At 69.1% G+C, this 18,680-nt stretch carries 18 protein-coding genes; 13 read left to right on the top strand and 5 right to left on the bottom strand.

Features of this window, described 5'->3' with window-relative positions; translation table 11 throughout:
- The first annotated feature begins 22 nt into the window (after positions 1–22).
- Entirely contained in the window at positions 23–925 is a 903-nt protein-coding gene (gene sucD / locus CQ045_RS04000) for a succinate--CoA ligase subunit alpha (RefSeq protein ID WP_105721411.1), read from the top strand.
- 97 nt (positions 926–1,022) lie between these two features.
- Here the strand turns inward: sucD and CQ045_RS03995 are convergent, their stop codons facing one another.
- Positions 1,023–1,601 (bottom strand): TetR/AcrR family transcriptional regulator, encoded by a 579-nt coding sequence (locus CQ045_RS03995; protein ID WP_105721410.1) that lies wholly within the window; start codon positions 1,599–1,601, stop codon positions 1,023–1,025.
- A gap of 71 nt (positions 1,602–1,672) precedes the next feature.
- Between CQ045_RS03995 and CQ045_RS03990 the strand changes: the two genes are divergently transcribed.
- The gene (locus tag CQ045_RS03990) at positions 1,673–2,080 is read left to right on the top strand and encodes a VOC family protein (protein ID WP_308737003.1); all 408 of its coding nucleotides are present in this window, start codon (positions 1,673–1,675) and stop codon (positions 2,078–2,080) included.
- A 58-nt stretch (positions 2,081–2,138) separates the two neighbouring features.
- Here the strand turns inward: CQ045_RS03990 and CQ045_RS03985 are convergent, their stop codons facing one another.
- On the bottom strand, positions 2,139–3,614 hold the full coding sequence (locus tag CQ045_RS03985) for an NCS2 family permease (protein WP_105721408.1): 1,476 nt from the start codon (positions 3,612–3,614) through the stop codon (positions 2,139–2,141).
- A 90-nt stretch (positions 3,615–3,704) separates the two neighbouring features.
- On the opposite strand from CQ045_RS03985, the gene CQ045_RS03980 reads away from it, so the two are divergent.
- The 3 genes from CQ045_RS03980 (at position 3,705) to purH (ending at position 7,396) form a co-directional block, all read left to right on the top strand.
- On the top strand, positions 3,705–5,102 hold the full coding sequence (locus tag CQ045_RS03980) for a DUF6350 family protein (RefSeq protein ID WP_105721407.1): 1,398 nt from the start codon (positions 3,705–3,707) through the stop codon (positions 5,100–5,102).
- A gap of 63 nt (positions 5,103–5,165) precedes the next feature.
- A complete protein-coding gene (purN, locus tag CQ045_RS03975) occupies positions 5,166–5,753 on the top strand; it encodes a phosphoribosylglycinamide formyltransferase (RefSeq protein ID WP_105721406.1) in 588 nt (195 codons plus the stop codon).
- Between the two features lie 35 nt (positions 5,754–5,788).
- Complete coding sequence (gene purH / locus CQ045_RS03970) at positions 5,789–7,396, top strand: bifunctional phosphoribosylaminoimidazolecarboxamide formyltransferase/IMP cyclohydrolase (RefSeq protein ID WP_105721405.1); 1,608 nt, start codon at positions 5,789–5,791, stop codon at positions 7,394–7,396.
- Between the two features lie 75 nt (positions 7,397–7,471).
- Here purH and CQ045_RS03965 read toward each other — a convergent pair whose 3' ends face one another.
- Both CQ045_RS03965 and CQ045_RS03960 read right to left on the bottom strand, forming a co-directional pair.
- Entirely contained in the window at positions 7,472–8,308 is an 837-nt protein-coding gene (locus tag CQ045_RS03965) for an alpha/beta hydrolase (protein WP_105721404.1), read from the bottom strand.
- 1 nt (position 8,309) lies between these two features.
- Positions 8,310–9,506 carry an LLM class flavin-dependent oxidoreductase gene (locus CQ045_RS03960; RefSeq protein ID WP_181156436.1) on the bottom strand — a complete coding sequence of 399 codons (1,197 nt, stop codon included), beginning with the start codon at positions 9,504–9,506 and terminating at the stop codon, positions 8,310–8,312.
- A 233-nt stretch (positions 9,507–9,739) separates the two neighbouring features.
- Between CQ045_RS03960 and CQ045_RS03955 the strand changes: the two genes are divergently transcribed.
- From CQ045_RS03955 to CQ045_RS03945, 3 genes are read left to right on the top strand one after another with little or no spacing between them, the layout of a single operon-like run.
- Positions 9,740–10,798, top strand: a complete 1,059-nt coding sequence (locus tag CQ045_RS03955) for a PLP-dependent cysteine synthase family protein (protein ID WP_181156435.1) — start codon at positions 9,740–9,742, stop codon at positions 10,796–10,798.
- Entirely contained in the window at positions 10,795–11,331 is a 537-nt protein-coding gene (locus CQ045_RS03950) for a GNAT family N-acetyltransferase (protein ID WP_105721401.1), read from the top strand. Before CQ045_RS03955 ends, CQ045_RS03950 begins: the two co-directional genes overlap by 4 nt.
- Positions 11,328–12,359: an LLM class flavin-dependent oxidoreductase gene (locus CQ045_RS03945; protein WP_105721400.1), complete on the top strand. Its 1,032-nt coding sequence runs from the start codon at positions 11,328–11,330 to the stop codon at positions 12,357–12,359. The genes CQ045_RS03950 and CQ045_RS03945 overlap by 4 nt, the downstream gene beginning before the upstream one ends.
- 34 nt (positions 12,360–12,393) lie before the next feature.
- Here the strand turns inward: CQ045_RS03945 and CQ045_RS03940 are convergent, their stop codons facing one another.
- Positions 12,394–13,197 carry a DUF1684 domain-containing protein gene (locus CQ045_RS03940; RefSeq protein WP_181156434.1) on the bottom strand — a complete coding sequence of 268 codons (804 nt, stop codon included), beginning with the start codon at positions 13,195–13,197 and terminating at the stop codon, positions 12,394–12,396.
- A gap of 195 nt (positions 13,198–13,392) precedes the next feature.
- Here CQ045_RS03940 and CQ045_RS03935 point away from each other — a divergent pair, with 195 nt between their 5' ends.
- The 5 genes from CQ045_RS03935 (at position 13,393) to CQ045_RS03915 (ending at position 18,630) form a co-directional block, all read left to right on the top strand.
- The gene (locus CQ045_RS03935; RefSeq protein WP_181156433.1) at positions 13,393–14,568 is read left to right on the top strand and encodes a homoserine O-acetyltransferase; all 1,176 of its coding nucleotides are present in this window, start codon (positions 13,393–13,395) and stop codon (positions 14,566–14,568) included.
- 14 nt (positions 14,569–14,582) lie between these two features.
- Positions 14,583–15,767, top strand: coding sequence for an LLM class flavin-dependent oxidoreductase (locus CQ045_RS03930; protein ID WP_105721397.1), 1,185 nt, complete (start codon positions 14,583–14,585; stop codon positions 15,765–15,767).
- Between the two features lie 129 nt (positions 15,768–15,896).
- Positions 15,897–16,976 carry a PhnD/SsuA/transferrin family substrate-binding protein gene (locus tag CQ045_RS03925; RefSeq protein ID WP_105721396.1) on the top strand — a complete coding sequence of 360 codons (1,080 nt, stop codon included), beginning with the start codon at positions 15,897–15,899 and terminating at the stop codon, positions 16,974–16,976.
- A 59-nt stretch (positions 16,977–17,035) separates the two neighbouring features.
- Positions 17,036–17,881, top strand: coding sequence for an ABC transporter permease (locus CQ045_RS03920; protein WP_105721395.1), 846 nt, complete (start codon positions 17,036–17,038; stop codon positions 17,879–17,881).
- Positions 17,878–18,630, top strand: coding sequence for an ABC transporter ATP-binding protein (locus tag CQ045_RS03915; RefSeq protein WP_105721394.1), 753 nt, complete (start codon positions 17,878–17,880; stop codon positions 18,628–18,630). Before CQ045_RS03920 ends, CQ045_RS03915 begins: the two co-directional genes overlap by 4 nt.
- Positions 18,631–18,680: the final 50 nt, after the last annotated feature.

The following is an 18,680-nucleotide window of genomic DNA, read 5'->3' as shown; positions in this document are numbered from 1 at the left end:
CTGAGACACAAGGACTAGAGAAATGTCGATCTACCTCAACAAGGACTCCAAGGTCATCGTCCAGGGCATCACCGGCGGCGAGGGCACCAAGCACACCGCTCTCATGCTCAAGGCCGGCACCCAGGTCGTCGGCGGCGTGAACGCCCGCAAGGCCGGCACCACGGTCTCGCACACCGACAAGGACGGCAACGCCGTCGAGCTGCCCGTCTTCGCCTCGGTCGCCGAGGCCATGAAGGAGACCGGCGCCGACGTGTCGATCGCTTTCGTCCCCGGCGCCTTCACCAAGGACGCGATGGTCGAGGCCATCGACGCCGAGATCCCGCTGCTCGTCGTCATCACCGAGGGCGTGCCCGTCGGCGACTCCGCCGAGGCCTGGGCCTACGCGCAGAGCAAGGGCAACAAGACCCGCATCATCGGCCCGAACTGCCCCGGCATCATCACGCCGGGCGAGGCTCTCGTCGGCATCACGCCGGCGAACATCACGGGCAAGGGGCCCATCGGCCTCGTCTCGAAGTCGGGCACCCTGACGTACCAGATGATGTTCGAGCTGCGCGACCTGGGCTTCTCCACCGCCATCGGCATCGGCGGCGACCCGGTCATCGGCACCACGCACATCGACGCGCTCGCCGCGTTCGAGGCCGACCCCGAGACCAAGGCCATCGTCATGATCGGTGAGATCGGCGGCGACGCCGAAGAGCGCGCGGCCGAGTACATCAAGGCCAACGTCACCAAGCCGGTCGTCGGCTACGTCGCAGGCTTCACGGCTCCCGAGGGCAAGACCATGGGCCACGCCGGCGCGATCGTCTCCGGCTCGGCCGGAACCGCTCAGGCGAAGAAGGAGGCCCTCGAGGCCGCCGGTGTCAAGGTCGGCAAGACGCCGTCCGAGACGGCCGACCTGATGCGCGCGATCATCGAGTCGCTCTGATCTGAGTTACGCTTGATCTGAAGGCCCCGGACTCCACTCCGGGGCCTTCTTTCATGCCCATCGGTGCTGGCGGCTCGTGGACGCCGACCGCGTCGAGTCAGCCGCGCGGGGCCACAGCGTCCAAAAGGCCGTCGAGGGCTGTGTGGGCCCGTGTCCGCGCGTCGGCATCGTCGGGGTGCGCGGCCAGCCAGAGAGCGAGCTCGTTCATCGCTCCCGAGAGCGCTGCGGTGAGCGGATCCAGCAGTGCGGGGGAGGCTCCGGCCTCGCGCAGCCCCGCGCGCAGCTCCCGTTCGGGACCCTCCGCGTCCAGCTGCCGCCACTCCTGCCACCCCAGCACCGCCGGACCGTCGACGAGCAGCACGCGCGAAGCCGCTCCTCGGGTGATGGCGTCGAGGAAGGCGTGGCTGCCGTCGCGCAGTGCGGTGTCCGGAGCGCTTCCCCGCGTGGCGGTGACGATCGCCTCGGCGACGGACTGCTGCTGGGCCGCGGCGACGGCGGCGAAGAGCAGCGGCTTCGACGAGTAATGGTGGTAGGCGGCGCCCCTCGTCACGCCCGCAGCCCGGGCGATCTCGTCGACGGACGCTGCGGCGTAGCCGTGCTCGGCGAAGTGCGCGGTGGCGACGTCGAGGATTCGGCGGGCGGTCTCTGCCGCGTCGGCGGCGGATGCTCGGGGCATGGGATTCCTTTACGTGCGGCGTGTATGTATCCTAGCCGACAGATACAAACACACTGTACGTAAGAGGAGAGATGATGGAGATCACGAGCTTCTACCCGGTGCTGATGGTGGACGACGTCGCCGCCGCAGCACGGTTCTACCGCGACGAACTCGGTTTCGAGACGACGTTCGAAGCCGATTGGTACGTGAGTCTGCGCTTCGATGGGGGAGAGCTGGCGATCCTCGACCGCACCCACGAGACCATCCCCGAGGGCTTTCGCGAACCCGTTCGCGGCCTGCTGCTCAACGTGGAGGTGCCGGATGCGACCGCGGAACACGCTCGCCTGGTGGGGGAGCGCGGGCTGCCAGAGCGGTTGCCCCTACGGGACGAGGCCTTCGGGCAGAGGCACTTCATCGTCGAGGCTCCCGGTGGCGTGCTGATCGACGTGATCGAGCCGATCGAGCCGTCCGCCGAGTTCGCCGCCGCCTACGCGGGCTGAAGACGACAGAGGGGCGGATGCCGCAGCATCCGCCCCTCGTCCGTGTGCAGGTCCGGTGTCAGATCCCGACGCCGAAGAGAGCCTCGATCGGCCCTCGGGCGAAGAAGATCAGGAAGCCGGCGCCGACGACCCACAGCAGCGGGCTGATGGTCTTGACCTTGCCCGAGAACGCGTGGATGAGCACCCAACTGACGAAGCCCGCGCCGATGCCGTTCGCGATCGAGTACGTCAGCGGCATGACCGAGACGGTGAGGAACACGGGCAGCAGCACGCGGAAGTCGGTGAAGTCGATGTAGCGGATCTGCGCCATCATCATCGCACCGACGATGATCAGCGCGGCCGCGGCGATCTCGGTCGGGACGATCGAGGTGAGCGGGGTCAGGAACATCGCGATCAGGAAGACGACACCGGTGACGACGTTCGCGAGTCCCGTGCGCGCGCCCTCGCCGATGCCGGCACCCGACTCGATGAAGACCGTGCTCGACGACGACGAGGTCGCACCACCGGCGATCGCACCGACACCCTCGACGACCAGCGCCGACTTGATGCGCGGGAAGTCGCCGTTGTCGTCGGCCAGGTTCGCCTCCTTGGCGAGACCGGTCATGGTGCCCATGGCGTCGAAGAAGTTCGTGAACAGCAGGGTGAAGACGATCATCACGATCGCCACCAGGCTGACCTTGCTCAGGTCGAAGCTGAAGTCGACAGCGCCGATCAGGCTGAGGTCGGGCACGCCGACGGGCGAGCCGTCCAGAGCGGGAACCGTGAGGCCCCAGCCGCCGGGGTTGACCACGTTGCCCTCGTCGTCGAACCCGCGCGGGCCGATGTGCCAGATCGCCTCGACGATCACGGCGAGCACGGTGCCGCCGATCAGGCCGATGAGCATGCCGCCCTTGACCTTGAGCGCGACGAGGATGCCGGTCAGCAGGAGTGTGATCACGAAGAGCAGGGTCGGCACCGTGGCGACCGAGCCGTTGACACCGAGGCCGACCGGCGGCGACGAGGCGCCGGTGGCGGTGACGAAGCCGGAGTTGACGAAGCCGATGAAGGCGATGAAGAGGCCGATGCCGACCGTGATCGCGATCTTCAGCTGGAACGGCACGGCGTCGAAGATCGCCTTCCGCAGCCCGGTGGCCGCCAGCAGCACGATGACGACACCGTTGATCATCACGAGGGCCATGGCCTCGGGCCAGGTCACCTGTCCGACGACCGAGAACGCGACGAACGCGTTGATGCCGAGTCCGGCGGCGAAACCGAACGGCAGGCGCGTGACCAGGCCGAACAAGATCGTCATCACGCCGGCGGTCAGCGCGGTGGCGGCCCCCACGGCGTTGAAGCTGAGCATGTCGCCGGCGACGTCGGGCTTGCCGGAGAGGATGATCGGGTTGAGGATCACGATGTAGGCCATCGTGACGAAGGTCACCAGGCCCCCTCGGATCTCGGTGCCGATCGTGGATCCGCGCTTGCTGATCTCGAAGAAGCGGTCCAGAGAGTTCTTGGGCTCGGTGGATGCCGGGGCGGGCGGGGCAGTTGTCATCGGGAAACCTCCGGAGAAACGCTATCGTGTCGTCGGCCTCGCGCGCGCCCCCAGGGGCTCCGGGGGAACTCGTCGTAGTCTCGAAACGCTATGCAACGCCTCCTCGTCGCGCTCCTCGCCGCCTTCGACGCCGCCATCGCCGCTGCGGTCGGTCTCGTCGTGCTCCTGGCGCCGCTGACGCTGCTGTGGACGCTCGCCTTCGGCGTCACCGCGGACTGGGGCGCGCTCTGGCCGCTCACCGGAACGCTGTGGGAGTTCGGACACGGCGTGCCCCTCGACATCACGATCCCCGATGAGGTTCTCGTCGCGCTCGGCATCCCCGCCGCGGCCGCCTCCTTCGCGGTGTCGATCACCCCGCTGGCGTTCCTGCTCTTCACCCTGCTGTTCGCTGCGCGCTCCGGCGGCAGGGCGGCGACCGCAGGGGCCTGGCTGCTCGGTTCGCTGTCGGGTGCCGGAGTTTTCGCCCTCATCTCGGCGGGTGTGGCGCTGACGACGCGACTGGAAGCCGTGCGCACCTCCTTGCCGCTCGCGATCCTGCTTCCCGCCGCCGTCTACCTCGTGGGTGTGCTGTGCGGCGCCGTCCGCATCGCGTGGGAGGAAGGCGACGGCGGCCTCCTCGATCGCATCCACGATCGGTTCGATGCGCGGGAGGACTGGGCGCCGGTGCCGCCGGCGATCGTGCGCGGCACGGCGTTCGCACTCGTCGGAGTCGTCGGGGCATCCGCCCTGGCACTCGCCGTCACCACGCTGTTCCGAGGGGGCGAGGTCGTCGCGCTGTTCCAAGCGGCCCGCGTCGACGCTCTCGGGGCGACGGTCATGACCCTCGCCCAACTCGTCTACCTGCCGACTCTGATCGTGTGGACCGCGTCGTGGCTCGCCGGTCCCGGTTTCGCCGTCGGTGCCGGCACCGCGGTGTCGCCGGCGGGTACGCAGCTCGGTGTCGTCCCCGGCATCCCCGTCTTCGGACTGCTGCCCGAGAACGGCTCGATCTGGATGCTGATCGTCGTGCTCGTCCCGATCGCCGCCGGTGCGTTCGCCGGATGGGCGGTGCGGTCCCGCCTCGTCTGGGAGGGCACGCCGCTCGGCCTCCTGCAGCGCGCCGTCATCGCCGTGGGTATCGCGGGAGTCAGCGCGGGGATCGGCGGACTCGGCGCCGCACTCGCGAACGGGTCGATGGGTCCCGGTCGGCTGGCGGTGGTCGGACCGGCCGTGCTCCCCTTCGCGCTCGCGCTGGGGCTGGAAGTGCTCGTCGGCGCCGCGATCCTGCTGCTCTCGCCCCGTCACCGCGACGAGCTGGCCGAAGAGCGGACGGATCGCTGGATCGCCGAGATGTCGGAACTCGACCAGAGCCCGGCTCCGGCGGGGCCGGGTGGCGCGCCCTCCGGCTCGGCGCTCCTGGAGACCTCGGCCCTCGATGACACGGCGCCGCTCGACGACCTCCGACGGTTCGCGCCGCCGAAGTCCGATCAGGGAGATCGGCCCGACTGACATCGTCTGCGCGGTGGCGGGTGCCGGGCGGAGCACGGTTGCGCGCCCCGGTAGACTGGGCGCGTGCTCACGGTCGCCGTTCTCATCTCGGGCGCCGGCTCGAACCTTCGCGCCCTCCTCGAGGCCGCTCGTCATCCCGATTTCCCTGCCAGGGTGATCGTCGTCGGTGCCGACCGCGAGGCCGATGGTCTCGCCCACGCCGAGGAGTTCGGCATCCCCAGCTTCACGGTGCCATGGCACGAGCACGAGAGCCGCGAGGCCTGGGGGGAGGAGCTCGGTCGCCAGCTCGCCGTCTGGTCTCCCGACCTCGTCGTCCTCAGCGGGCTCATGCGTCTGCTGCCCGCGTCGCTGGTCGCCGCGTACTCGCCGCGCCTGATCAACACCCACCCGGCGTTCCTGCCGGAGTTCCCCGGGGCGCACGGCGTCCGTGACGCCCTCGCCGCCGGCGCAGCACAGACCGGCGCCAGCGTGATCGTCGTCGATGACGGCGTCGACACCGGACCGATCCTCGCGCAGGAGCGCGTGCCGATCCTCGACGGCGACACCGAGCACAGCCTGCACGAGCGCATCAAGCCCGTCGAACGCCGACTCCTGATCGACGTCGTCCGGGGCATCGCCACCGGCGAACTCTCCCTGACACCCGCATCCTGACCCCCACCCGACGCACCCGCACGAAGGAGCCCATCATGGCCGGCCCCCGCCACGACCCCACGCTCTACCGCGATCGCGATGCCGTTCCGATCCGGCGCGCGCTCGTCTCGGTGAGCGACAAGACCGACCTGCTCGTCCTGGCCGCGGCGCTCGCCGACGCGGGCGTCGAGATCGTCTCGACCGGCTCGACCGCATCGACCATCCGGGAGGCGGGCTTCCCCGTCACCGACGTGGCCGCCGTCACGGGGGTCGCAGAGATGCTCGACGGTCGTGTCAAGACGCTGCACCCGAAGATCCACGGTGGCCTGCTCGCCGACCTGCGCCTCGAGGACCACGAGCGTCAGCTCGCCGAGCTCGACATCACGCCGTTCGAGCTGGTCGTCGTCAACCTCTACCCGTTCGTGGAGACGGTCGCGTCGGGTGCCGTCGGTGACGACGTGGTCGAGCAGATCGACATCGGCGGCCCCGCGATGGTGCGGGCTGCCGCGAAGAACCACGCCAACGTCGCGATCGTCGTCTCGCCGCAGTCGTACCCCGGCATCGTCTCGGCGCTCGACGCGGGCGGCACCTCGCTGTCGCAGCGCCGCGAGCTCGCCGCCCGCGCGTTCGCCCACACGGCCGCGTACGACACCGCTGTGGCGTCGTGGTTCGCCGAGGGCACGCTGCAGGACGACGGCGACCTCCCCACGCACCTCACGATCCAGGCCGAGCGCCTCGCCACCCTCCGCTACGGCGAGAACTCGCACCAGCGCGGGGCGATCTACACCCGCGCCGGCGGACACGGCATCGCCCAGGCGACGCAGCTGCAGGGCAAGGAGATGTCGTACAACAACTACGTCGACGCGGATGCTGCTCTGCGCGCCGCATACGACATGGTCAAACCGGCCGTCGCGATCATCAAGCACGCCAACCCGTGCGGCATCGCGACCACGGCGCCGAACGCGCTCGACCCGATCGCCAGTGCGCACCTGCGCGCCCACGAGTGCGATCCAGTCTCGGCCTACGGCGGCGTGATCGCCGCGAACGGCACCGTGACGCTGAAGATGGCCGAGAATCTCAAGGACATCTTCACCGAGGTGATCGTCGCCCCGTCCTTCGAGCCGGCAGCGCTCGAGGTGTTCAAGGCGAAGAAGAACCTGCGCCTGCTGCAGCTGCCCCAAGACTGGCAGCAGGAGCGCATGGACGTGCGCCTCGTCTCGGGCGGGCTGCTGCTGCAGGATGCCGACCGCTTCCCGGACGACATCGTCTCGGTCGCGAAGAACTGGGAGCTCGTCTCGGGTGAGCGCCCCAGCGACGAGGAGATGGAGAACCTGATCTTCGCGTGGAAGGCCTGCCGCGCGGTCAAGTCCAACGCCATCGTGCTGGCCAAGGACAACGCCACGGTCGGCGTCGGCATGGGCCAGGTCAACCGCGTCGACTCGTGCCGCCTCGCGGTCGAGCGGGCAGGTGACCGCGCAGCCGGATCGGTGGCGTCGTCCGACGCGTTCTTCCCGTTCGCGGACGGCGCCCAGGTGCTGATCGACGCCGGGGTCACGGCCATCGTGCAGCCCGGCGGGTCCGTCCGTGACGCGGAGGTCGTCGACGCCGCCCGCAAGGCCGGGGTCACGATGTTCTTCACCGGAGAGCGCCACTTCTTCCACTGAGCGGTGCGGAGCGCCTCGTCGAGACCTCGCTCACCGATGAGTGTGCGGGGTTTTGGCGGCGCGCATCGTGGCGGGCTACGGGGTCGCGCGGAACTGCGCGATGAACGACGCCACCGCGCCTCGCACGATGGGCTCGTCGAAGGCGGCGTCCTCATGATCGGCTCCCGCCACCCCCAGGAGCCAGGCGCGACCCCCGCGCGCGGAGAGCGTGTCGAAGAGCTGGATGCTCTCGTCGTAGGAGACGCATGTGTCCCTGTCTCCATGCACGATGAGGAAGGGCACCGGGTCGGTGGAGACATGGTTGTACACGCGCGGCGACACCGACAGATCCGCGCCGTCGAGGAGCTTGCGGCCAAGGCCCCCCGGCGGCCATTGCCCGTGACGTGAGTACGACCAGTGCGCGAACGTGCCGGGAACGGGAAGGGGCTGCTGCAGCCGCTCCTCGTCCCACTGATAGGGGTCGGCGACCGTCGCATACGTCACGACGCCCGCTGGGCTGCGCGTGTGGGGCCGCCCCACGAGCCGTTCCCACGCGCCGAGACCGAGGAGCGCGGCCAGGTGACCGCCGGCCGACGAGCCGGAGACGAACACCGGGAGACCGGGGAACGATTCCGCGATCCACTCGACGGCGTCGCCGGCGTCGAGCAGCTGCGCCGGCCATACGGCGACACCGCTGAGGCGATAGTCGGCGGACACCACGACGACGCCGAGCTCGGTGAGGGGCAGGAGCCGGGTGCGAAGGTTATCGGGGGACCGGTCGCCTCCCGCCCATCCGCCTCCGTGCAGGTACAGCAGCACGGACGTCGGGGGGACGCGCTCGGAGGCGTGAACGGTGAGCAGGAGCTCTCCGCTGTCTCGCGCGGCGAACACATGGTCCCCGGTCGCGAGGGGGATCGTCGCGGCAGCGGTCATCTCAGGACTCCAGATCGTCGATGTACGGGAAGAGGTGGTCGGCAACCTGCAGCGCTTCCTCCTCGAGCGGCCAGCCCGAGAAGATGAAGCGGTCGACACCGGGGATCTCGGTGCGGTAGCGCCGCAGCCGCGCCGCGACTTCCTCGCCCGCGCCGACCAGGTACGTCGCCGCGCCCCCGCCGGAGTAGTCGAGGAGCGGGATGAACTCGGTCAGACCCGCGTAGACACCGGGCTCGATCCGCAGTTCGTCGAGCGTCGGCAGCCGACCGGCGCGCAGGGCGTCGATCCATCCCTGGCGTTGTGCATCGGGGGCGACGAACGTCGACAGGTCGAACGTGCCACCCGTCGTGCGGCGGATCCGCTCATCCGTGTCGGCGGCGAACTGCTCCGCCCCCACCGCGGCGAGCCCCTCGTAGAACGCGTCCTCCGCCTGACGGGTCGTGCGACGGACGATGAGCGAGCCGTGGATCCCGACGCCTTGGAACTCCCGCCCGTGCCGAGCCGCGGCCGCGCGCGCCGCGCGCACCTGGGCGGCGACGGCGTCGAATCCACGGAGAAACGACAGGTACACCTCGACGATCTGGCCCGCGTGGTCCTGCCCGGCTGGCGACGCTCCCGCGCCCCAAAGAGGAACGTGCGGCGTCTGGAACGGCCCGTACGGGATGCCGGCGAGATGGTCGGCCGAGATCGGGGCGCCGACCTGGGTCTTGTCACCCGTCACGTGCCTCGTGTCGAGATACGTGCCGTCATAGACCCCTGGTCCGCCCTCGTAGAAGGAGGTGAACAGGCGCCAGTACTCCACGCTCTGCGCATACCTGCGCTCGTGCGGGACGAGTTGCCCGTACGGGCGCAGCTGCGGATCCTGCCCGTTGACGATGTTGATCAGCAGGCGGCCACCGGAGTACTGATCAAAGGTCAGAGCCTGCTTGGCGAGGAGGCGCGGATTGGTGAGGCCCGGGTACACCGGGATCAGGAATCGCAGCCGCTCCGTGGCGGCGATCAGGGCGGCGACCGATACCAGCGGATCATTGTTCGACGTGCCGTGCAGGGCACCGTAGAACCCGGACTGGTCCAGGGCCTTGGCGGTACGGATCAGTCGACCGAAGTCCGGCTCGTACCGGCCCGCCGCCGTCCACGGATGACGGCCGTCGATGTGCTTCAGGTACCAGAGGATCTTGGTTCCGGGGATGGTGGACAACGACTCTCCTGACGGATGCAGGCGCGGTCTCTCCGGCCTATGGCGATGCTAGGGCGCACGCGACGGGGGGCTCCGCGCCCGTGCAATCCGGGGTAACCGGGGCCCATCGGAGGCCCTGACTTGTTACGCCGTCTTTCATCAGATGACGGTGGACGACATCGGGGCACCGACGCGCGGTCCCGACCGTCCTACTCTGCTGAGGTTGCCGCTCGACCATGCTTAGGGAGCCACCAGTGACCGACACCAGTACCGAGACGGGAGGCCGCTGGAGCCTCCCCCAGGGCTTCCGCGATCCGCGTGACGCACCGGTCGTCGACGACGTCCTCGAGCTGGTGGGGGGAACTCCGCTCGTCCGTGTCAACAGGCTCGCGCCGGATGCCCCCGGCACGATCTACGTCAAGCTCGATCAGTTCAACATCGGAGGATCGAGCAAAGATCGCATCGGCGTGAACATCGTGCGCTCGGCTATCGCCGCAGGCGAGCTCGCCGAAGGTCAGCGCATCGTCGACTTCGGCGCGGGCAACACGGCCATCGGCTACGCGCTCGCCGGACTCGCGACCGGGCATCCGGTCACGATCGTCGCCAACGCGACCCTCTCGCCCGAGAAGGCGAACCTGCTGCGCTTCCTCGGCGCCGACATCGTCCCCGGGCGCAACGACGTTCCCACCGATCATCCCGAGAACTGGGAGGCGATCGCAGCGCGCTACGAACGCGAGGACCCGTCGAACTGGTGGGCTCGTCAAGCCTCGACGGCGTACAACCCGTCCTCGCACGAGGAGTCGACAGGGCCCGAGATCTGGGAGCAGACGGCAGGGGGCGTGAGCCACTGGATCGCCGCCGTCGCCACCGGGGGAACCGTCAGCGGAACCGGTCGCTACCTCCGCTCGAGGCGGCCCGACCTGCAGATCATCGCGACGGACTGGACGGAGAAGGTCGACAAGTCGAACCTGCGCGCCTACTTCGAACGACGCGACGGCTGGCAGGAGCTGGAGCGGGACTTTCCCGAGAACATCGATCTCGACCTCATCGACCGGATCGAGACGCGGTCCAAAGCCGAGGTCATCGACTACGGCTGGCACGTGGCGCGCACGGAAGGCCTCGTGCTGGGACCCACCTCGATCCTCAGTCTCCTCGTCGCCGTCGAACTGGCGAAGGAAGTAGACCCGGGGTCGGTGATCGTGTCGTTCTCGGCGGACAGTGGGCGTGACTACGTCACCCGCGAGTACAACCCGGATTGGCTGCGCGCCAACGGCTTCTCGGAGATCGCCGACAAGTACGTGCCCGCTCCATGACCGCGGTGCAGATCCGACTCGCGGCCGACGACGAGTACGAGCGCATCGATGAGTTCATCCGGTCGGCATACGAGCACGACTACGGACCCCGCGAACACGGGGACGATCCCATGCGCCTCGCGCGCAACCGTGCTCAGGCCTACGACGTGTGGGTGGCCGTCGACGCCGAGAAGGGCGAGATCCTCGGCTCCGTCACCACGGCCAGCGCCGGCGGGTCCCCCTTGATGGAGGATGCGGGGCCGGAGGACCTGACCTTCCGCCTGCTGGCCGTCGCCCCGCAGGCGCGTCGGCGTGGACTGGGCGCGGCGCTGACACGGCATGTGATCGAGCTCGCACGTGAGCGCGGGATCCCGCGTGTCTTCCTCAAGAGCGCCCCGCAGATGACCGGAGCGCACGCCCTCTATCTGGCCACCGGCTTCCATCGAGACCCGGAGCGCGACGGGCTGTGGATCGACGGCCGTAAGGTCCTGGAGCTGCACGCCTTCCTGGTCGATATCGATACGATCCCATCCCTTCAGGAGAATCACGCATGAGCACCGCCCGCACTCCGAAGAAGCTGAGCTTCCTGCACATCGTCCCGTTCACGCGTGACGATCCGGCTGCGGGTCTCGAGGACGCGCTCGACCTCTTCGCCTACGCGGAGGAGCTCGGGCTCGACGGCGGATGGATCCGCACGCGGCACATCCAGTACGGGGTGCCGAGCGCCGCGGTCTTCCTCTCCGCCGCGGCGCAGCGCACCTCGCGGATCGACCTGGGTACGGCCGTGATCCCCACGATCTATGAGTCGCCCCTGCGTCTCGCCGAGGACCTCGCGCTGGCCGACATCCTCTCGGGCGGACGGCTGCAGCCGGGCCTGAGCGTGGGCAAGGCGAAGCACGACGACAGTGTCAGCGAACGCATCCTCGGCCCGCGTTGGCAGGAGGAGGACATCAGCTACGACCGCGTCGAGCGCATCCGGTCCTTCCTCGCCGGTGTCCCGGTGACCGAGGGCGGCGAGCGGGCGATCGGGCTTGGCGGCGTGGGAGAGTTCTCGTCCGATCGGGTCGAACCGCACAGCCCGGGCCTCGCCGAGCGTCTCTGGTATGGCGCGGGATCCCTCCGCTCCGCGCGGTGGGCGGGAGAGGCCGGCTTCAAGCTGCTGGTGAGCAACATTTCCACCGCAGAGAACTCAGAGGTCTTCACCACCGTGCAACGGGAACAGATCGATCTCTTCCGGAGCGTGCACGCGGCAGGAGAGGAAGCAGTGGTCTCGGTGGGACGCGTGGTCATCCCCACCGACGGTGCGACGGATGAGCAGCGCGCGCGCTTCGCGTCGTATGTGGACGCGCGCACCCCGCGGACGCGGCAGCCGCAGGGTGAGCGCCGCACGATCATCGCACCCGATGTGCTCGGGTCGACCGCGTCGATCGTCGACGCGCTCCGCCTGGATGCGGCCGTGCAGGCCGCGGACGAGCTGCTGTTCGAGCTGCCCTTCCAGTTCGGTCGGGAAGACTACCGGCACATCCTCCGGGTCCTGGCCGAGGAGGTCGGGCCGGCCCTGGGGTGGACGCCTCGACGCTGAACGCGCATCCGACGTCCGCTGATGATCCGCGGCCTCAGCTCGGGATCCGAGGTCTCAGCTCGCCGGCCTCGATCCGGACGGCGAGTCGGTTCTCCGGCGGGGGGAACGGACACGTCGCGTTGTCGGAGTATGCGCACGGCGGGTTGGTCGCCCTCGTGAAGTCGATCATGGCCGCGCCGTCCTGGCCGAGCACGACCTCCACGGACCTTCCCGAGGGATGAGTCCGTTCACCGCTCGTGCCGTCCGCGAACAGGGCGCGGGCGCGCCGGGCGCCGGCTCCGGGGAACAGCGTCAGCCGATGCGGTTCGCCCTCGATCTCGAACTCGACGACCCCGGGAGACGAGTATCCCTGCTGTGATCCGGAGACGGCGGTGTCGACGAGGACCTCCTGCCGCGCTGCCGGGAGGAACCTCCCCGTGATGACCCACCGGGAGAGCGGGGGGAAGGTCTCGGTGCCGCGATAGTCCCGTCGATCCTTCGAATCGGGGTCGCGCACCCGCACCGCGATCTCACCGCCGCGTTCTGCGACGTCGATCCGGCATCCGCGCCAGGCGAGGAGTGCTCCCTCGTTCCGTGCGAACGGCCCGAGCACCACTGCCTGCACCGGCTCGAGGTTCTCGTCGGCGACGCCGTCGGCGAGGGCGAAGTGGACCGAGATCCGACCGTCCGGATGAAGCGACCACGCGCCGGGGACGTGGTCGAGCAGCTGCTCTCCCGGACGCAGCCATTCCAGGCTCGTGGTGCTCAGCGGGCCGTGCGGGGCCGTGCGTCGCTGCTCCACCGAACGGTGCCATGCGGCGTGAGCGGTCTCGAGATCGCTGTCGAGCGTGGCTGTCATCGCGCCTCTCCTGGGTGCTCCCGGCCGGGGCGCCGCGAGGTGGTCAGAGTAGAGCCTCGACCCCGTCGGTCGCAGCGGCGTCGTCACCCCTCGTCATACGCAGACGCGGATCGTCATCGACGCTCCTCCGCCTGGTTCGTGGCGACGCGCCCCCATAGTGTGACGACGATCGCCCGGAGAATGGAAGGAACGCGCATGCCGTCACACCGTCACGGCGCATCCGCGAGCGTCCTGTCCTCCCTGTCGCCGACGGCGGACGAGTCGCACAGGATCGCCGACGTAGTGATCGGGGACCTGCGGCTCGAGAGCGGGATCGTGCTCCCCGGAGCGACACTGAGGGTCGAGATCTTCGGACGGCTCGCCGTCGACGGTCGCAATGCGGTGCTCCTCCTCCCGGGCCTCAGCGCCGACACGCATGCCGCCGACCGTCCGGGGGATCGCCGATCGGGGTGGTGGAGCCGGGCCCTCGGTCCTGGACGCGGCATCGATACGGATCGGTGGTGTGTCGTGGTCGTCGATGCTCTGGGTGGCAGCCATGGCTCGACCGCCGCGAGATCCCTCGGTCCCGACGGGCGGGTGTGGGGCGGGCGCTTTCCGCGCCTGACGATCCGCGATCTCGCCGCGGCGAGCGAGCGACTGGCCGATGCTCTCCGCATCGAGCGCTGGGCGGGGGCGCTCGGCCTCTCGTTCGGCGGGATGCAGGCGCTGGAGTTGCTCGTCGCCTCCGACAGGGTGGACCGCGTCGCCGTGGTGGCCGCTCCCGCTATCACCGACGCGGAGCAGATCGCGACCAACTCATTGCAGATCGACGTCGTCCGCGCCGACCCCGACTATGCAGACGGGGACTACCTCGCCTCGGGCGCCCGCCCTCGTGCCGGACTCGCGCTCGCCCGTCGGCTGGGGATGCTGAACTATCGCGGTCAGGGCGAACTCCACGTCCGGTTCGGCCGCACAGCGGAACGATCAGACGGCGAGGAGTTCGCCGTGGAGAGCCATGCCAGGAAGCAGGCAGCCCGTTTCGCGGAGACCTTCGACGCGCACGCGTTCGTCACGCTCGTGGATGCGAAGAACACGCATGACATCGGCCGAGGCCGTGGCGGACTCGCCGAGGCGCTCTCTGCGGTGGACACCCCGCTGCTGGTGATCGGCATCGACAGTGACCGTCTCTTCCCCGTCGCGCAGCAGCGCGAGATCACCCGGCTCGCGCCGTCGAGCGTGACAGGACGCGAACCTCTCGTGCTGGAGAGTCCGCACGGTCACGACTCGTTCCTCATCGCGCAGGAGTGGATGGGGGACGCGATCGGCGCATTCCTCGCCGGCTCCACCCCGCGCACCTCAGCCACCCGTCCCGCGGAACTGTCCGCCGTCTGAACCGAAAGCCGCGCATGACCAAGATCCTCTGGTACCTCAGCCCCTACGACGGACTCACCCCCTGGGTGAAGGAGTCGCGACCTCCCGGCGGTGTCGAGAGCGTGGGCGACCTCGCCGCGCACCTCGATACTCTGCCCTTCTACGGCGCGCTTCAGGGCACCTACTCGCAGGACTCGTTCCTGACGATCGCGCAGATCGCGCACCGCACGCAGCGTCTCCGCTTCCTGATCCCGTTCTATCCGGGGCTGACGGCGCCTCGGCTTCTGGCTGAGCAGATCCTCACGTTCGATCAGCACACCGGGGGACGGCTGCTGCTGAACCTGGTGAACGGCATCGATCCGCGCATCCAGACGTACGGGCTCCCCGTACCGCACGATGAGAGATACGCGCTGAGCGCGCAGTACTGGAGGCTGTTCGTCGAGGCCTACGAGGGGAAGGAGCCATCGTACGAGGAAACCTACCTCGCGCGTGACACGTTCCGTCGGGCTTTCTCCGACTCCTTCGAACCGCTCGAGTACCGCCCGTTCCGGCAGCAGTCGGCGGAGCCGATCGCCCCGGTGCAGGAGCCGCACGCGCCCCTGTGGGGCGCGGGGGCGTCGCCGGCGGGGCAGGATCACGCCGGACGGGTCGTCGAGGTGTACCTCGCGCATCTGCGGGAGACCGAGGCCCTGCGCGCGCAGTTCGCCGGGGGTGCAGCGGCGGCCGCGCGTCACGGACGGAAGTTCCGCGGACTCGGCGTGCACGGCAGCGTGATCGTGCGCCCGCGGCGTCAGGAGGCGATCGACAGATTCGTGGAGCAGATCGAGGCCACCGGCGTCGAGCACACGCGGGATCGACTGGAGGCGCGGGTGCGTGCCCTGAGCAAGGGAGCTTCGGGCCTCGCGGACTTCACGGCCCCGGACGCGAGACGTCAGGTCATCGTGGACCGGATCCTTGCCGGTCGGCTCCCCACCGTCGATGAACTCGAACTCGAACCCGGCGTCTTCGCCGGCCTCACGCCGTGGAGCGCCTTCGACATCATGGGAGAAGGGGCCGGTGTGTACCTGCTGGGATCGCCGGACGATGTGCACGGATCGATCTCGAGGATCCAGAGCGCAGTGCCCGCCGTCGACACCTTCATCTTCTCGGGGTGGCCGCTCGCCGAGGAGGCCACCACCGTCGCAGAGCTGCTGCTGCCCCGCCTCGACCCCGAGTCGTGAGCCTTCATTGCGCTCGGTTACGTCGCCTTTCCGCGCGAGTCGACCGAGGGGTGATGCCGCATGACCTCAGGTGAGACTGAGCGCTGAATCACCTACCCGAACACCGCACAGCACCAGAAGGAACATTCCATGCCCCGCACACGAATCGCGCTCGCCGTCGGCGTCGCACTCACCGCATTCGCGGTCCTCGCCGGCACTGCCGGATGCGCTGCGCAGCCCGAGGCCGAGGCCGCCACCGCAGACCCGACGCAGGAGATCGATCTCACGGGCGTCACCCTCAAGGTCGGCGTCCTCGACACCGTCTGGGCTCGTCTGATCGAGGACTCCGGTCTCTTCGACGACGCCCCGTACAAGGTCGAGACCTCGGTCGCGACCTTCCCGCAGCAGGTCACAGGGCTCAACAGCGGCGAGTTGGACCTGGCGTTCTACGGCGTCAGCACCCCGGTGCTCCAGGCGGGCAACGAGCCGGTGCCGTGGACGGCGGAGAGCGCGCCGGTCAAGCTGATCGGCGGCTGGTCCCCTGACCAGGAGGGCGAGTATCCCTGGTTCGGAACCGCGGTGCGAACCGACTCCGGAATCGACTCCATCGACGACCTCGAGGGCGCTTCCTGGGCGTGGAGCACCAGTGGGGACGCATACCCGTCGTTTCTGGCGAATCTCCAGGAGGCGGGCCTCACGCACGACGACATCTCCGGAGTCTCGTTCCAGACCTCGCCCGAGCAGGTCGCGGCGTTCACGACCGGCCAGGCCGACGTGTTCACGAGCGGATTCACCCTCATCGCGCCCCTTCTCGCGAGCGGCGAAGCCAAGATCCTCATCACCAGCCGCGAGCTGGGTGTTCCTGTGCTCCGAGGCTACGCGGCCACCACGAAGACTCTCGCCGACCCGGTGAAGGAGGCAGCGATCGCCGACTGGTACGTGCGGTTCAACGAGCTGAACACCAGCTATTGGGATGCGCACGAGGATGAGATCGTGGCCCTGTACGAGTCCGAGCAACAGCTCACCCCTGAGCAGGCCGAGTACAACTGGAACAGCCTGGTCGGGACCAAGCAGCGCACTTTCGACGATGAGCTCTTCGCCGGGGTGCAGCAGAACGCTGATCTCTACTTCGAGGACGGCGCGATCCAGAACGAGATCGAAGACGTATCGGTGTTCTTCGATGACCGCTTCCAGAAGCTCGTCGAGACGTTCCCGCAGCCTCAGCCCTGACCTGAACGGGGGTGACGGCGCCTGCCGCACCCCCGTTCCCCGACCGGAGCAGAACTCATATGTCCGTCATCAGCACACCGGCGTCCTCCGTCGACACCGCCGCGCTCCGACCCGCGTATCGCGGCGGCCGTGCACGTCTGCCTCTGTGGGGTGTGGTCTCCCTCGGGGCCGCGATCCCCGTCGTCGTGATCGCGGCGTGGGCGCTGTTCGCCTCATCCGGACTCATCAACACGAGCGTGTTCTCCCATCCGGCGCAGGTCCTCGACACGCTCTGGCAGCTCATCGTGACCGGTCGCCTCTTCGAGGCCCTCGGAATCTCCCTCGCCAGAGCGGGGGCGGGTCTGCTCGTCGGCGGCGTCGTCGGCCTGAGCGCGGGCATCATCAGCGGCCTCAACCGGATCGGGGAGGCCATCGTCGACCCGGTCGCCCAGATCCTGCGCACCGTCCCGGTACTGGCCATCCTGCCCCTCTTCGTCGCCTGGTTCGGGCTGAGCGAGCTTCCGAAGATCCTGGTGATCGCCTTCGCCGTCGCCGCTCCGATCTACGTCAACACCTCCAACGGGATCAAGCACGTCGACAAGAAGCTGATCGAGACGGCGCGGGTGTTCGACCTCAGTCGCTCCCAGACGATCCGATTGGTCATCCTCCCGGCGGCCCTGCCGTCGATCTTCAACGGTCTGCGCCTCGCAGTGTCGCTCTCCGTGCTGCTGCTGGTCGCGGCGGAGACGATCAACGCGCAGTCCGGTCTGGGTTTCCTCGCGAACCAGGGGCTCCAGTTCTTCCGGGTGGACGTCATCTTCGCGGTGATCATCGTCTACGGCGTGCTCGGCCTTCTCGGCGACCTCGCCGTTCGGGGCGCCGAGAAGGCGGCGTTGCCGTGGCTCGGTCGAAAGGGGGTCCGATGAGCACCACGCGGAGCGAGCACCAGGAGCAGCACGGGGACGCCGCTGCGCTGGCTCTGTCCTTCTCCGGAGTGACCAAGGCCTTCGGCGAGCGGACCGTGCTGCACGGTGTCGACCTCGACATCGCCGAGAACGAGTTCGTGGCACTGCTCGGCAAGAGCGGGAGCGGGAAGACGACGATACTGCGGATCGCCGCCGGCCTCGACGACGCGACCGCCGGTGCGGCGCTGGTGAACCCGCGCCGCACGGTCGTGTTCCAGGAACCGCGCCTGGTGCCGTCGCTGCGGGTGTCTGCCAACGTCGCGCTGGGCCTCGCGGGCGATTCGGTGCGCGCTCGCGCCCGGGACGCGCTGCGCGAGGTGCGTCTGGACGAACTCTCCGGATCATGGCCGGGCATTCTGTCCGGTGGTGAGCAGCAGCGCGTCGCGATCGCGCGAGCGATCGTCCGCGAGCCGCGCCTCATGCTGCTCGACGAGCCCTTCGCCGCGCTTGACGCGCTGACCCGCCTGGAGATGCAGAACCTGCTCTTCACGCTGCGTGAACATCACGGCTTCGCGACCCTGCTGGTCACCCACGACGTCGAGGAGGCCGTGTATCTCGCCGACCGGGTGATCGTGCTCGTGGACGGTGTGATCGACGTCGACCTCGACGTGCGTCACCTCGGCACCGAGCGGAGCAGGACGCAACCCGAGTTCATCGCGATCGTGGAGCGGCTCCTCGGCGAGCTCGGCGTGGATCTCACCCGCTACTGAGCGAGAGGGCGGGTCCGCATCGGCGGACTCGTCAGGGCGGGTCTCGGTGC

The sequence above is a fragment of the Microbacterium sp. MYb66 genome (assembly GCF_002979435.1).
Lineage (GTDB): Bacteria > Actinomycetota > Actinomycetes > Actinomycetales > Microbacteriaceae > Microbacterium.
The sequence above is the reverse complement of the archived record's forward strand: the minus strand, read 5'-3'. Positions and strand labels throughout refer to the sequence as shown.

Coding starts and splice junctions, on each gene's coding strand:
- sucD (WP_105721411.1), top strand. CDS start 23: ATGTCGATCTACCTCAACAAGGACTCCAAGGTCATCGTCCAGGGCATC.
- CQ045_RS03995 (WP_105721410.1), bottom strand. CDS start 1,601: ATGCCCCGAGCATCCGCCGCCGACGCGGCAGAGACCGCCCGCCGAATC.
- CQ045_RS03990 (WP_308737003.1), top strand. CDS start 1,673: ATGATGGAGATCACGAGCTTCTACCCGGTGCTGATGGTGGACGACGTC.
- CQ045_RS03985 (WP_105721408.1), bottom strand. CDS start 3,614: ATGACAACTGCCCCGCCCGCCCCGGCATCCACCGAGCCCAAGAACTCT.
- CQ045_RS03980 (WP_105721407.1), top strand. CDS start 3,705: ATGCAACGCCTCCTCGTCGCGCTCCTCGCCGCCTTCGACGCCGCCATC.
- purH (WP_105721405.1), top strand. CDS start 5,789: ATGGCCGGCCCCCGCCACGACCCCACGCTCTACCGCGATCGCGATGCC.
- CQ045_RS03965 (WP_105721404.1), bottom strand. CDS start 8,308: ATGACCGCTGCCGCGACGATCCCCCTCGCGACCGGGGACCATGTGTTC.
- CQ045_RS03950 (WP_105721401.1), top strand. CDS start 10,795: ATGACCGCGGTGCAGATCCGACTCGCGGCCGACGACGAGTACGAGCGC.
- CQ045_RS03945 (WP_105721400.1), top strand. CDS start 11,328: ATGAGCACCGCCCGCACTCCGAAGAAGCTGAGCTTCCTGCACATCGTC.
- CQ045_RS03940 (WP_181156434.1), bottom strand. CDS start 13,197: ATGACAGCCACGCTCGACAGCGATCTCGAGACCGCTCACGCCGCATGG.
- CQ045_RS03935 (WP_181156433.1), top strand. CDS start 13,393: ATGCCGTCACACCGTCACGGCGCATCCGCGAGCGTCCTGTCCTCCCTG.
- CQ045_RS03930 (WP_105721397.1), top strand. CDS start 14,583: ATGACCAAGATCCTCTGGTACCTCAGCCCCTACGACGGACTCACCCCC.
- CQ045_RS03925 (WP_105721396.1), top strand. CDS start 15,897: ATGCCCCGCACACGAATCGCGCTCGCCGTCGGCGTCGCACTCACCGCA.
- CQ045_RS03920 (WP_105721395.1), top strand. CDS start 17,036: ATGTCCGTCATCAGCACACCGGCGTCCTCCGTCGACACCGCCGCGCTC.
- CQ045_RS03915 (WP_105721394.1), top strand. CDS start 17,878: ATGAGCACCACGCGGAGCGAGCACCAGGAGCAGCACGGGGACGCCGCT.